The organism is Kitasatospora sp. NPDC015121 (assembly GCF_055562955.1).
Genome location: NZ_JBVHEH010000006.1, coordinates 153,346 through 163,874, shown reverse-complemented (window position 1 = coordinate 163,874; position 10,529 = coordinate 153,346). Strand labels below are relative to the sequence as shown.

Annotated in this window: 10 protein-coding genes; 7 read left to right on the top strand and 3 right to left on the bottom strand. The window is 77.0% G+C overall.

The features are described from left to right. Both ACZ3J7_RS10690 and ACZ3J7_RS10685 read right to left on the bottom strand, forming a co-directional pair. Positions 1-630, bottom strand: a 630-nt coding sequence (locus ACZ3J7_RS10690) for a hypothetical protein (RefSeq protein WP_465618993.1), incomplete at its 3' end; no start/stop codon positions are given. 163 nt (positions 631-793) lie between these two features. After that, positions 794-1,165 carry an ArsR/SmtB family transcription factor gene (locus ACZ3J7_RS10685; protein ID WP_465618991.1) on the bottom strand — a complete coding sequence of 124 codons (372 nt, stop codon included), beginning with the start codon at positions 1,163-1,165 and terminating at the stop codon, positions 794-796. Positions 1,166-1,265: 100 nt separating this feature from the next. On the opposite strand from ACZ3J7_RS10685, the gene ACZ3J7_RS10680 reads away from it, so the two are divergent. The 4 genes from ACZ3J7_RS10680 to ACZ3J7_RS10665 all read left to right on the top strand — a co-directional run bounded on the left by ACZ3J7_RS10680 (position 1,266) and on the right by ACZ3J7_RS10665 (position 5,936). Further along, on the top strand, positions 1,266-3,260 hold the full coding sequence (locus ACZ3J7_RS10680; protein ID WP_465618989.1) for a heavy metal translocating P-type ATPase: 1,995 nt from the start codon (positions 1,266-1,268) through the stop codon (positions 3,258-3,260). 97 nt (positions 3,261-3,357) lie between these two features. Continuing rightward, entirely contained in the window at positions 3,358-3,771 is a 414-nt protein-coding gene (locus tag ACZ3J7_RS10675) for a (2Fe-2S) ferredoxin domain-containing protein (RefSeq protein ID WP_465618987.1), read from the top strand. Positions 3,772-3,964: 193 nt separating this feature from the next. Further along, a complete protein-coding gene (locus ACZ3J7_RS10670) occupies positions 3,965-4,465 on the top strand; it encodes an RrF2 family transcriptional regulator (RefSeq protein ID WP_465618985.1) in 501 nt (166 codons plus the stop codon). 244 nt (positions 4,466-4,709) lie between these two features. Beyond that, positions 4,710-5,936 (top strand): MFS transporter, encoded by a 1,227-nt coding sequence (locus ACZ3J7_RS10665; RefSeq protein WP_465618983.1) that lies wholly within the window; start codon positions 4,710-4,712, stop codon positions 5,934-5,936. Between the two features lie 20 nt (positions 5,937-5,956). Here the strand turns inward: ACZ3J7_RS10665 and ACZ3J7_RS10660 are convergent, their stop codons facing one another. Beyond that, the gene (locus tag ACZ3J7_RS10660; protein WP_465618981.1) at positions 5,957-6,691 is read right to left on the bottom strand and encodes a hypothetical protein; all 735 of its coding nucleotides are present in this window, start codon (positions 6,689-6,691) and stop codon (positions 5,957-5,959) included. Positions 6,692-6,995: 304 nt separating this feature from the next. Here ACZ3J7_RS10660 and bioB point away from each other — a divergent pair, with 304 nt between their 5' ends. From bioB to bioD, 3 genes are all read left to right on the top strand, one after another. After that, positions 6,996-8,204, top strand: a complete 1,209-nt coding sequence (bioB, locus tag ACZ3J7_RS10655; RefSeq protein WP_465618979.1) for a biotin synthase BioB — start codon at positions 6,996-6,998, stop codon at positions 8,202-8,204. Beyond that, the gene (locus tag ACZ3J7_RS10650; protein ID WP_465618977.1) at positions 8,204-9,547 is read left to right on the top strand and encodes an adenosylmethionine--8-amino-7-oxononanoate transaminase; all 1,344 of its coding nucleotides are present in this window, start codon (positions 8,204-8,206) and stop codon (positions 9,545-9,547) included. Before bioB ends, ACZ3J7_RS10650 begins: the two co-directional genes overlap by 1 nt. Positions 9,548-9,732: 185 nt before the next feature. Next, positions 9,733-10,464, top strand: a complete 732-nt coding sequence (bioD, locus tag ACZ3J7_RS10645; protein WP_465618975.1) for a dethiobiotin synthase — start codon at positions 9,733-9,735, stop codon at positions 10,462-10,464. Positions 10,465-10,529 lie beyond the last annotated feature (65 nt).

Below are 10,529 nucleotides of genomic sequence, written 5' to 3'. Positions count from 1 at the left end.
GGGGCGGGGGCCGGCTCCGGGGGGGGGGCGGGGCCGCGGGGGGGGGGGGGGGCCGCGGGGGGGCGCACAGCCCCCCGGGCGGCGCCCCCCCCCGCCGGGGGGGGGGCGGACGACGGCCTCGGCGGCACCGTGCGCGACGTCGGCCGAGAGCAGCACCAGGAAGCTGCCGATCACGCACAGTCCGGCCGGGATGCCGGTGGCGAGCCGGACCAGCGCGGCGCGCTTGGTCTCGTACGCCTCGCGGGTGAGCACCGTGCGGGTGTCGTGGCGCTGCAGGTAGTAGCCGGCCGCGTCCTTGCGGGCGTCCTCGGCGCCGCCGGCGGTGGCCAGGCCGAGGCCGACCAGGCAGAGCGCGATCCCGTACCAGAGCTTCAGCCCGCGCGGCAGGTGCCAGACGTACAGCACGGGGTCGAACCAGCCGCCGTGGCGCGGGCAGGGGATGGCGACCAGGCAGCGCACGAGCGCCGCGAGCAGCAGCAGCCCCACCGCGCCGGCCAGCCCCGCCCACAGCCAGACCGGGGCGACCAGCCGCAGCGGCGGCGCGGTCGCCGCCAGGCAGAGCAGCTCCGCCGCGAAGAGCCCCCACGCCGTGGCGAAGGACACCCGGTGTCCGCCCGTCAGCGCTTCCACGCCCCGCCCCCGTTCCCGATCTTGTGAAACCGGGGCAGCCTACCGCCGCGCCTCCCGCCGCCCCCGCCCGGGTGCCGCGACCGGCTGCGCGGACTCCGCCGACTCCGCCGACTCCGCCGACTCCGACCTCGCCGCAGCCGTCGGCTCCGTCGGTCGGGGCGGGTCAGCCGAGGTCGTCGGGTTCGGCGTCGCTGAGGCCCAGGCGCAGGTGCTCGATGTGGTAGACGGCCTGGTCGAGGAGGCCGGCGACGTGGTTGTCGTACAGCTCGTAGACGATCGAGCGGCCGTTGCGGCGGCCGACCACCAGGCCGAGGTTGCGCAGCAGGCGCAGTTGGTGCGAGCAGGCGGACTGTTCGAGGCCGGCGGCGTGGGCGAGTTCGGTGGCCGCGCAGGGGCCTTCGCGCAGGCGGGAGAGGATGAGCAGCCGGGAGGGCGTGGCCAGGGCCTGGAGGGTGGTGGCGATCCGGGCGGCGCTGTCGGCGTCCAGGGGGGTGCGCGGGACGGCGCTCTTGGCGGGGGAAGCTCCATGACCCATGTCGACCATCGTACAACCGATGCATGAATGAGCCTTCATATGTTCATGTATGGTGGCTCGGTCGCCCTCCCCCGCTCACCCCCCGAGGTCTGCCGCCGCCATGTCCGCCACCCTGACCGAGCGCCCGACCGGGGCCGCCCCTTCCCGGACCGGGGCCGCGCCGCGCCGGCGCACCCGGGTCCTCGCCCTGCCGGAGGCCCGTTGGGCCGCCGCCGCGCTGGCCGCCTTCCTGCTCGCGCTGCCGCTCCAACTGGCGGGCGCCCCCGCCTGGGCCTGGGGCCCGCCGTACGCGCTCGCCTACGCGTGCGGCGGCTGGGAGCCCGGCTGGGCGGGGCTGCGGGCACTGCGCGGGAGGACCCTGGACGTGGACCTGCTGATGGTGGTGGCGGCGCTCGGCGCGGCCGCGATCGGGCAGGTGCTGGACGGGGCGCTGCTGATCGTCATCTTCGCCACCTCCGGCGCGCTGGAGGCACTGGCCACCGCGCGGACCGCCGACTCGGTCCGCGGCCTGCTCGACCTGGCCCCCGCCCGTGCGACCCGACTGCTCGCCGACGGCACCGAACAGAACGTCCCGGTCGAGGAGTTGGCGGTCGGCGAACTGGTACTGGTGCGCCCCGGCGAGCGGATCGGCGCGGACGGCACGGTGCTGGACGGCAGCAGCGAGGTCGATCAGGCGAGCATCACCGGCGAGCCGCTGCCGGCCGCCAAGCGGGCCGGTGACGAGGTGTTCGCCGGGACGCTGAACGGCACCGGCGCGCTCCGGGTGCGGGTCGGCCGGGACGCCGCGGACTCGGTGATCGCCCGGATCGTGCGGATGGTCGAGGAGGCGTCGGAGACCAAGGCGCCCACCCAGCTGTTCATCGAGAAGGTCGAACAGCGGTACTCGCTGGGCATGGTGGCCGCGACCCTGGCGGTGTTCGCCGTCCCGCTGCTGGTCGGCGCGGCCTTCGCGGACTCGCTGCTGCGCGCGATGACGTTCATGATCGTGGCCTCGCCGTGCGCGGTGGTGCTGGCGACCATGCCGCCGCTGCTGTCCGCGATCGCCAACGCCGGGCGGCACGGCGTGCTGGTGAAGTCCGCCGTGGTGATGGAGCGCCTGGGCCGGGTGGACACCACCGCGCTCGACAAGACCGGCACCCTCACCGAGGGCACCCCGCAGGTCACCGACGTCCGCCCGCTGCCCGGCTCCGGCCTGGACGAGGACGCCCTGCTCGCGCTCGCGGCCGCCGTCGAGCACGCCAGCGAACACCCGTTGGCCCGCGCCGTGCTGGCCGCCGCCCGCGCCCGCGGCCTGGCGCCCACTCCGGCGTCCGACTTCGCCTCCACCCCGGGCGTCGGCGTCCGCGCGAGCGTCGACGGCCGCCCGGTGGCCGTCACCGCGCCGGGCACGGCCGTCCCCGGCGCCGCCGCCGGCGCCCTCCCCGCGACCGCCGCAGCGACCGCCGCCGGAGCCGTCGCCGAACTGGAGGAGGCGGGCCGGACGGCCGTGCTGGTCTCCCGGGACGGCGTCCCGGTCGGCGTGCTGGGCATCGCCGACCGCCTGCGGCCGGACGCCGCCGCCACGGTGGCCGCGCTCGGCGCGCTGACCGGGACGGCCCCGGTGCTGCTGACCGGCGACAACCCGCGCGCCGCCAGGCTGCTGGCGGCCGAGGCCGGGATCGCCGACGTCCGGGCCGGGCTGCTGCCGCAGGACAAGGTCGCGGCCGTCCGCGCGTGGGAGGCGGCCGGGCGGCGGGTGCTGGTGGTCGGCGACGGCGTCAACGACGCGCCCGCGCTGGCGGCCGCGCACGTGGGCGTCGCGATGGGCCGGGCCGGCTCCGACCTGGCGTTGGAGACCGCCGACGCGGTGGTGGTCCGCGACGAACTGGCCACCGTACCGGCCGTGGTGGCGCTCTCCCGGCGGGCCCGCGCGCTGGTGGTGCAGAACCTGGTGATCGCCTCGGTGTTCATCACCGTGCTGGCGGTGTGGGACCTGGTCGGCACCCTGCCGCTGCCGCTCGGCGTGCTCGGCCACGAGGGCTCGACCGTCCTGGTCGGCCTGAACGGGCTGCGCCTGCTGCGCGACGCCGCCTGGGACCGGGCGGCCGCCCGGTGAGCCGCCGCCCCCGGGGTAGGGTCACCGCCGTGACCCGAGCCGTGCCCCGAGCCGTGACCCGCCCCCTGACCGCACCCACCACCGCAGGAGCCGTCCGATGAGCCGCCGTTCCCGGGCGAAGGCCGCCGAGCAGACCCCGAGCGCGCCCGCCCGCTGCACCGTCTCGGTCTGCCGGGGCTGCTGCTGCGGCACCCCGAAGGTCCCGGTGCTCGACCACGCCGCCCAGCTCGCCGACCTGCGCTCCTCGCTCGCCGACGTCGCCACCGTCCGCCCCGTCGCCTGCCTGGACGCCTGCGAGCACGCCAACGTGGTCGTCGTCCAGCCCTCCGCCGAGGGCCGCCGGGCGGGCGGCCGGCCGGTCTGGCTCGGCCTGGTCAACGACCGCGACGCGTCCGCCGACATCACCGCCTGGATATCGGCGGGCGGCCCGGGCCTGGCCCCGCTGCCCGACATCCTCGACCTGTACGTCTTCTCCCCGTCCCGCCGCGTGCGGGAGCAGCTGGGCGGCTGAGGCCGCCACCGGCGCCGGCCGGCCACCGGCCGGCCGCGCACCACCCGCCGATGCCGGCGCGGCTGCCGGAACGGGCCGAGGAGGCGTCCGCCCGCGTCGAACCGCTCCACCCGTGACCGCCGGGCCGCAGCGTCGGCGCGCTGCCTCCGCGCCGCTGGCGCGGGCGGGTTCCGGATGGCTAGCATCCAGGATCATGCGGACGAGCGAAGGCGTGGAGTGGGCCCTGCACTGCTGCCTCACCCTGGTCTGGGTGGGCGGCGCGGAGGCGGCGCCGGAGCCGGTGCCGTCGGCCCGGCTGGCGGCGATGTTCGAGCTGTCGCCGACGTACCTGAACAAGGTGCTGCAACGGCTCACCCGGGCGGGCCTGCTGACGTCCGTCTCGGGGCCGCGCGGGGGCGTGCGGCTGGCCCGGGAGCCGGAGCGGATCACCGTGCTGGACGTGGTGACCGCCGTCGAGGGGCCCGACCCGCTGTTCGCCTGCGCCGAGATCCGGCAGCGCGGCGCCGCCGCGGCGGGCGCGGCGCCGCACGAGTTCGCCCGCCCGTGCGGCGTGGCCGGCGCGATGCGGCGGGCCGAACTGGCCTGGCGGCGCGAGCTCGCCGCCCAGACCGTGGCCGACCTGGCCGCGGCCGCCTCCCCCGCCTCGGTGGCCCGGACCCGCGCCAACCACGCCCGCCTGGCGGGCCGTTCGTAACCGGGCCGCGCCTTCGGGCCGCGTCCTCCGTCCGCCGCGCCGAGGCCGACCCCGACGGGCCCGAGGGCCCACCAGAGTCCTGCCGTCCGGGACGCACGTCGCCGCCCCGCCCCGGGCTCCGGGCGTCCGTCTGTCGGATGCGGCCTTCCACGGACCGGCATTCCGGATAAAGTTGATCCCGAATCATTCGGGACACCATACATCCCGAATGCCGTCCGTACGCTTGCCCGAGGAGTGCCCTCCTGTGACCGACGTGCTCAAGGCCCCACCCCGCCGGACCCCCGCCGAGCACGGTCTCGGCACCGTCGCCGTACTCGCGCTCGGCACCTTCGCGGTCGGCACCGACGCCTTCGTCACCGCCGGGTTCCTGCCCGCGATGGCCGCCTCGCTGCACGTGTCGACCTCGGCCGCCGGGCAGTCGGTCAGCCTGTTCGCCGCCGGGTACGCGATCGCCTCGCCGCTGCTCGCGGTGGCCACCGCCCGGCTGCCCCGGCGGACGCTGCTGGTCGGGGCGCTGGTGCTGCTGGCCGTCGCCAACGCGCTGACCGCGCTCGCCCCGAACTATCCGGCGCTGCTGGCGGCCCGGCTGTTCGCGGCGCTGGGCGCGGCGGCGTTCACGCCGACGGCGGGGGCGACCGCGGCGGCGCTGGTGCGGCCCGAGCGGCGCGGGCGGGCGCTGGCGGTGGTGATCGGCGGGCTGACGGCGGCGACCGCGCTGGGCGTGCCGCTCGGCCGGGTGGCCGCCGTCGGGCTGGGCTGGCGCTCCGCGCTGGGGGTGGTCGCGGCGCTGACCGCGCTGTGCGCGCTCGCGGTGCGCCTGGCGCTGCCCGCGCTGCCGGGCACCGAGCCCGTCCCGCTGCGGACCCGGCTGGCGGCGCTGCGCCGCCCGGGCGTGCTGGGGGTGCTGCCGCTGACGGTGCTCGGGATGGCCGCCTGCTACGTGCCGTACTCGTACAGTGTGCCGGTGCTGGCCGCCGTCGGGGTCTCGGGGCGGTCGGCGGTGGTCGCGGCGCTGGTGCTGTACGGGGCGGGCGCGGTGGCGGGGAACCTGCTGGCCGGGCGGTTCGCGGACCGGCGCGGGCCGGTCCGGGTGCTGGCGGTCGGGTACGCGGCGATGGCGGCGGCGTTCGCGGCGATGGCGGGCCTGGCGGCCGGGCACGCCCGGGCCGGGGTGGTGGCGGTCGGGGCGCTGGTGTTCCTGTGGGGCGCGAGCAGCTGGTGCCAGACGCCGCCGCAGCAGCTGCGGCTGCTGGCGGCCGCGCCCGCGCAGGGGCCGCTGCTGGTGTCGCTGAACGCGTCCGGGGTCTACCTGGGCATCGGCACGGGCAGCGTGCTGGGCGGGCTGGTGCTGCCGGCCGGCGCGGCGGCGGTCTTCGCGCTGGCGGCGGCGCTGGCGCTGGCGGCCGGGGTGCTGCTGCGGGCGACGGCGGGGCGGGCGGGCGACGCCTCCGCCGGCGGGGCCACCGGGTGAGCGCTACCGCCGGGTGAGTGCTACTGCATCCACATGAACGGCTGGCCGGCCACGGCGGCGGCGGAGCGGTTGCTGGTGGTGAGCAGCGCGTCGGGGGCCTCCCCGGCGCGCTGGTCGAGGTAGCGGGTGACGGTGATGGTGATGTGGTGGCCGACCAGTTCGACCCGGGTCGCCGACATCGGCTTGACGCCCGCGGCGGGGGCGAACAGGCCGTCCGGGTAGGTGAATTCGAACTCCCCGACCTTCTCCCGGACGGCCTGCAGGGCCTTGCCGGCCGCCTCGGGGTCGAGGAAGCGCAGCACCGTGACGCTGGAGACCACCGGCTGGTCGGAGCGGGTCAGCGCGACGCCCAGCCAGCCCTGGCAGCTCAGCTCGGCCAGGACGTCGCGGGACTTGTCGTTCTGCACGGCCCGGCAGTCCGCCCCGTCCCGGGCGGCCGAACGGCGGGCCCGGTAGCCGTCGTACTCGTAGGCCCGCTGGGACGGGAAGTACCGCTCCGTCAGGAAGGACTGGGACTCGGTCAGCGGCTGGACCGGCTGCCCGTCGGCGGTGGACGCGGCGGGCTTGTCGCCGGTGGACTGGCCGGCCGGGGCCGCGCCCTGCTTCGGAGTCGCGACCACCCAGACCCCGCCGGCCGCGAGCACCGCGACGACGCCCCACAGCACGGCCAGTCGACGCCGCTCACCCGCCGCCCGGTGCCCGGCCGGCGGCTGCTCGTCGTCCGCGCGCGCGGGCGCCCCCCGCTGGATGGTCATGGCGCAGATTCTAAGCAGGTGATCGGACGGTCATTCCTTCGGGTCGAACGCACCCGCACCTTCGGACCGCCCGAGGCCGCCCGAGGTCGCCCGGGTCCATGCGGGACCGCGTGGACCGCGTGGACCTCGCGCCGCCGCAGCCGCTCCGGTCGGGATGCCGGCGATCCCCGGACCGCTCCGCCGGCACCGGGGGTCCGGGGTTCACTGTGAGCGGCGACACTGTGACCACTTGCACAGCTCGTAGGGCGATCTTCTGGCGGGTTCCCTATGGCGGACGCCGGGGCGGCCCGGGCAGGATCGGGCCATGGACCTCCTCGACATCCTGACCGACAAGGGCCTCCGCCGGGAACTCCCCACCCGGGAGGAGGCGCTGGCCGTGCTGGCCACCACCGACGACCAGTTGCTGGACGTGGTCGCGGCCGCCGGCCGGGTGCGCCGGCAGTGGTTCGGCCGCCGGGTGAAGCTCAACTACCTGGTGAACCTGAAGAGCGGCCTGTGCCCGGAGGACTGCTCGTACTGTTCGCAGCGGCTCGGTTCCAAGGCGGAGATCCTCAAGTACACCTGGCTGAAGCCGGACCAGGCCGCCGAGGCCGCCGCCGCGGGCGTCGCGGGCGGGGCGAAGCGGGTCTGCCTGGTGGCGAGCGGGCGCGGCCCGACGGACCGGGACATCGACCGGGTCGCGGACACCATCGCGGCGATCAAGGGCGCGGACGAGGGCGTCGAGGTGTGCGCCTGCCTGGGCCTGCTCTCCGACAACCAGGCCGAGCGGCTGAAGGCGGCCGGCGCGGACGCGTACAACCACAACCTGAACACCTCCGAGTCCACCTACGGCGACATCACCACCACCCACACCTACGCGGACCGGGTGGACACCGTGACCAAGGCGCACGGCGCGGGGCTGTCGGCCTGCTCGGGCCTGATCGCGGGCATGGGCGAGAGCGACGAGGACCTGGTCGACGTGGTGTTCGCGCTGCGCGAGCTGGACCCGGACTCGGTGCCGGTGAACTTCCTGATCCCGTTCGAGGGCACCCCGCTGGCCGAGGAGTGGAACCTCACCCCGCAGCGCTGCCTGCGCATCCTGGCGATGGTCCGGTTCGTCTGCCCCGACATCGAGGTGCGGATCGCCGGCGGCCGCGAGGTGCACCTGCGCTCGATGCAGCCGCTGGGCCTGCACATCGCCAACTCGATCTTCCTCGGCGACTACCTGACCAGCGAGGGCCAGGCCGGACAGGCCGACCTCGACATGATCAAGGACGCGGGCTTCGAGGTCGAGGGCGCCGACCAGACCACCCTGCCCCGCCACCGCACCCACGCGACCGCCGGCGCGGGCTGCGGCGGCCACCAGGAGAGCGCGAGCGCCTGCGGCAGCGGCGGCGGTGGCTGCGGCCCGTGCGGCGGCCACGGCGAGCCGGCCGAGCTCCCCGCCGCGGAGGCCGAGACCGACGAGGCGCGCACCGACCTGGTCCGGGTCCGCCGTCGCGGCGCGGGCACCGAACTGGCCCCCAACGCCTGATGGCCCACCAGGAGAACCCGGACGCCGCCCGGCTGCTGGAACTGGACCGGGCGCACGTCTGGCACCCGTACGGCCCGATGCCGGGCACCGCGCGGCCGCTGCTCGTCGAGTCGGCCGAGGGCGTGCGCCTGCGGCTGGCCGAACCGGTGGGCGGGCACCGGGAGTTGGTCGACGGCATGTCGTCCTGGTGGGCGGCGATCCACGGCTACCGGCACCCGGTGCTGGACGCGGCGGTGCGCGGCCAGCTCGACTCGATGAGCCACGTCATGTTCGGCGGGCTCACCCACCGCCCGGCCGTCGAACTCGCGGTCAAACTGGTCGAGTTGACGCCGGAGCCGCTGCAGCACGTCTTCCTCGCCGACTCCGGTTCGGTGTCGGTCGAGGTCGCGCTGAAGATGTGCCTGCAGTACTGGCGCTCGCTCGGCCGGCCGGAGAAGCACCGGGTGCTGACCTGGCGCGGCGGCTACCACGGCGACACCTTCCACCCGATGTCGGTGTGCGACCCCGAGGGCGGGATGCACCACCTGTGGGGCGGCGTGCTGCCCCGGCAGCTGTTCGCCGCCGAGCCGCCCGCCGGGTACGACGCCCCGACCGACCCGGCGTACGTCGCGCACCTGGCCGAGGTGATCGGGCGGCACGCGGACGAGCTGGCCGCCGTCATCGTCGAACCGGTGGTGCAGGGCGCGGGCGGGATGCGCTTCCACACACCCGGATACCTGCGCGTGCTGCGGGAGTTGTGCGACGCGCACGACGTGCTGCTGGTCTTCGACGAGATCGCCACCGGTTTCGGCCGCACCGGCGAACTCTTCGCCGCCGACCACGCGGGCGTCTCCCCGGACGTGATGTGCCTCGGCAAGGCGCTGACCGGCGGCTACCTGACGCTGGCCGCGACGCTCTGCACCGGCCGGGTCGCCCGGGGCATCTCGCGCGGCGAGGTCCCGGTGCTCGCGCACGGCCCGACCTTCATGGGCAACCCGCTGGCCGCCGCCGCCGCCAACGCCTCCATCGACCTGCTGCTGTCCCGGGACTGGCGCGGCGAGGTCCGCCGGATCGAAACCGGGCTGCGCACCGCGCTCGCCCCGTGCGCCGGACAGCCCGGTGTCGCGGACGTCCGGGTGCTGGGCGCGATCGGCGTGGTACAGCTGGACGCCCCGGTCGACATGGCCGCGGCGACCGCGGCGGCGGCCGAACAGGGCGTCTGGCTACGGCCGTTCCGCGACCTGATCTACACCATGCCGCCGTTCGTCAGCACGGACGCGGATGTCGCCGCCATCGGCCGGGCGGTCACCGCGGCGGCCGCGGCCTCCACCGCCGCCACCAGCGCGAGCGCCGGCGTCAGCTAGAACACCGGGCCACCGGGCCACCGGGCCAGGGTAGGTCGCGGAGTGGGCGGCGGCGGCCCGGCAGGTCTCGGCCGGGCGGTGCGCAGTCGTCGCCGACCCGCTCCGGACCGCCCTGGCCCGCCCTGACCCCCCGACCGCGTCGATCGCCCCCACCCTCCCCTCACCCCGCCAGGAGCACCGACACCATGTCCCCCGTCCTGTTCGTCACCGGCACCGGCACCGAGGTCGGCAAGACCCTGACCACCGCCGCGGTCGCCGCGCTATGCCCGGAACCGGTGGCGGTGCTCAAGCCCGGCCAGACCGGGCTCGGCCCGGACGAGCCGGGGGACGCGGACGAGGTGGCCCGGCTGGCCGGGCCGCTGGTGCGCCCGGTCGAGCTGGCCCGCTACCCCGAGCCGCTGGCCCCCGAGACCGCCGCCCGCCGGGCCGGGCTGCCGACCCTCGCCCCCGAGGACGTCGCCGAGGCGGTGGCCGGGCTCGCCGCCGACCACCGCACCGTCCTGGTCGAGGGCGCGGGCGGCCTGCTGGTGCGCTACGACGAGCGGGGGCGCACCCTGGCCGACTTCGCCACCGCCTGCCGGCACCTCGGCCTGGACGTCGAGTTCCTGCTGGTCGCGGCGGCCGGCCTGGGCACCCTGAACGCCACCGCCCTCAGCGCCGAGGCCCTGCGCCACCGCGGCCTGCCGCTGCGCGGCGTCGTCGTCGGCTCTTGGCCCGCCGCCCCCGACCTGGCCACCCGCTGCAACCTCGCCGACCTCCCCACCGCCGCCGGCGCCCCCCTCCTCGGCGCCCTCCCGGCCGGCGCCGCCGCCCACTCCCCCGCCACGTTCCGCCCGGTCGCCGCCGCCGCCCTCGCCCCGTCCCTGGGCGGCGACTGGGACGCCGCCGCCTTCACCGCCGCCCACCGGAGCGCCTGACGCACCCCGGCCGCGGCGCCTCCCCGCCGTTCGGCCGCAGCGCCGCCCGGCCGCAGCGCCGCCCG

Coding starts and splice junctions, on each gene's coding strand:
- ACZ3J7_RS10685 (WP_465618991.1), bottom strand. CDS start 1,165: ATGGGTCATGGAGCTTCCCCCGCCAAGAGCGCCGTCCCGCGCACCCCC.
- ACZ3J7_RS10660 (WP_465618981.1), bottom strand. CDS start 6,691: ATGACCATCCAGCGGGGGGCGCCCGCGCGCGCGGACGACGAGCAGCCG.
- bioB (WP_465618979.1), top strand. CDS start 6,996: ATGGACCTCCTCGACATCCTGACCGACAAGGGCCTCCGCCGGGAACTC.
- bioD (WP_465618975.1), top strand. CDS start 9,733: ATGTCCCCCGTCCTGTTCGTCACCGGCACCGGCACCGAGGTCGGCAAG.
- ACZ3J7_RS10680 (WP_465618989.1), top strand. CDS start 1,266: ATGTCCGCCACCCTGACCGAGCGCCCGACCGGGGCCGCCCCTTCCCGG.
- ACZ3J7_RS10650 (WP_465618977.1), top strand. CDS start 8,204: ATGGCCCACCAGGAGAACCCGGACGCCGCCCGGCTGCTGGAACTGGAC.
- ACZ3J7_RS10675 (WP_465618987.1), top strand. CDS start 3,358: ATGAGCCGCCGTTCCCGGGCGAAGGCCGCCGAGCAGACCCCGAGCGCG.
- ACZ3J7_RS10670 (WP_465618985.1), top strand. CDS start 3,965: ATGCGGACGAGCGAAGGCGTGGAGTGGGCCCTGCACTGCTGCCTCACC.